5 protein-coding genes are annotated in these 1,629 nt (G+C 57.3%); 4 read left to right on the top strand and 1 reads right to left on the bottom strand.

Features of this window, described 5'->3' with window-relative positions; genetic code table 11:
* The first annotated feature begins 52 nt into the window (after window positions 1-52).
* Genes GGR95_RS18765 through GGR95_RS18780 form a run of 4 tightly spaced genes read left to right on the top strand, consistent with a single transcriptional unit; the run spans window position 53 to window position 928 of the window.
* Entirely contained in the window at window positions 53-271 is a 219-nt protein-coding gene (locus GGR95_RS18765) for an antitoxin MazE family protein (protein WP_184568391.1), read from the top strand.
* The gene (locus GGR95_RS18770; protein ID WP_184568392.1) at window positions 268-594 is read left to right on the top strand and encodes a type II toxin-antitoxin system PemK/MazF family toxin; all 327 of its coding nucleotides are present in this window, start codon (window positions 268-270) and stop codon (window positions 592-594) included. Before GGR95_RS18765 ends, GGR95_RS18770 begins: the two co-directional genes overlap by 4 nt.
* Window positions 591-767, top strand: a complete 177-nt coding sequence (locus tag GGR95_RS18775; RefSeq protein ID WP_184568393.1) for a hypothetical protein — start codon at window positions 591-593, stop codon at window positions 765-767. The genes GGR95_RS18770 and GGR95_RS18775 overlap by 4 nt, the downstream gene beginning before the upstream one ends.
* The gene (locus tag GGR95_RS18780; protein ID WP_184568394.1) at window positions 764-928 is read left to right on the top strand and encodes a hypothetical protein; all 165 of its coding nucleotides are present in this window, start codon (window positions 764-766) and stop codon (window positions 926-928) included. The genes GGR95_RS18775 and GGR95_RS18780 overlap by 4 nt, the downstream gene beginning before the upstream one ends.
* Window positions 929-1,087: 159 nt before the next feature.
* On the opposite strand, the gene GGR95_RS18785 is transcribed toward GGR95_RS18780, so the two are convergent.
* A partial coding sequence (locus GGR95_RS18785; RefSeq protein ID WP_184568395.1) for a helix-turn-helix domain-containing protein occupies window positions 1,088-1,629 on the bottom strand: 542 nt, incomplete at its 5' end.

The following is a 1,629-nucleotide window of genomic DNA, read 5'->3' on the forward strand; positions in this document are numbered from 1 at the left end:
CAGACTTGAAACCGCCCCCTCCAATTGTTACATGTAACGAAAGGAGAGTCCCATGCCGACACCAGTCTCAGAACGTGTTCAGAAGCGCCGCGATAACCTGCGGGCCGCAGGGCTACGCCCTCTGCAAATCTGGGTGCCAGACACCCGCCGCCCTGGCTTTGCCGCGGAATGCCGCCGTCAGGCGACTCTGGTGGCGCAGGCAGACCAGCTCGACACGGATCTGTCGGATTTCATGGACGCTGCTGTTGCTGACCTGGACGAGTGGAAGTGAGGCGCGGTGATCTGGTGACGATCGCCTTGCAGGGCGACTACGGAAAACCACGGCCTGCGCTTGTCATTCAGGCTGACCAGTTTGCCGATCTGGGGTCGGTGGTAGTTTTGCCCATCACGTCCACGCTAGTCGATGCGCCGTTGTTGCGGCCCACAGTGGAGCCAACCCCGGACAATGGATTGCGCAAGGCATCACAGATCATGCTCGACAAGCCCATGACGGTGAAGGCCGACAAGATTGGAGTGGCTTTCGGCCACCTCGATGACGCCTCCATGGTCAGCGTGAACAGATCGCTGGCGCTGGTTCTGGGGCTGGCAGGATGACCGTGCCTGAAACGCCAAACGCCCCCCGCAGTGAAGTGGGTAACACCGACATTGATGAACGCGCTGACAGGATCAAGCTCTTGCAGTCCCGTGTCGCTGCACTCGGCCCGGTCGATCCCGATTTTGACATGAAAGCCTTCACAGACGAACTCTGGGACGAGGAGTCTCCATGAAACAGAATGACCGCATCATCACGTCCCTCGACCGGATAGCAGATCGGCTGGCACGCCTTGAGAAGACCGCAGGAACGGTCTGGGATATTCGGCTTGCTATGGTCCTGTCCAACATCGGACTGACCGCTCTGGCGGCGCTAATCCTGTGGGCGGTTTTGTAACACCCCGTCCTGACGCCGCATGGCTTTAGCCGGTTGGCAACCAAAGCCCCTGCAAGCCATCTTCAAAGACTTCAAAAACACAGTAATTACCAAAAGTCCCACTTTTGGTAAACATTACGCATATCCTGCAACTAAAACAGCCTCTCAGAACGGCTGAAATCATTCGTCGTCGTCAAGATAAGGATCTGCGGCCAGTCGGTCTGTCAGGCCTTGCGTCTTCGTCTGCATGTTATGCAGCATCATGCCGATGACGTACCGGATTTTCATAACCTCGTCATTTGCCTCACGGACACGTTCGATCTGTTCCGGGGTTGGGCTTGCGTGACCCACCTTCTTGACCGACGTGTTCAACGCCATCGCGATTTGATTGAAGTTCGTCGTCAGCCCTGAAAAATCCCGCTCGGCCTTCTCAAGAAACGCCCTTTCCTCCTGCGAGGGATCGTAAAATCCAGCCATCGCGCGCACCATTTTCCGCAACACGGCTGACCGTGTTGGTGCAAGGCCCTGCTTCACAAGCCGGTCGAGGTGCAACAGCTCACGATCTGTGACCTTCGTTGCGATGGTTTTGTATGCAGCCCGATCACCCAGGCGCGCGCCCGAACGGTTTTTGAAGCGATACACAGTCGATCTTCCGATCCCCAGGTCCTTAGCGATCTCATCTGCCGACATGCCCGCCGCCAGCCGTTCCTTGATCGCGTTCA

Origin of the sequence: Sulfitobacter undariae (assembly GCF_014196805.1) — a bacterium.
Taxonomy (GTDB): domain Bacteria; phylum Pseudomonadota; class Alphaproteobacteria; order Rhodobacterales; family Rhodobacteraceae; genus Sulfitobacter; species Sulfitobacter undariae.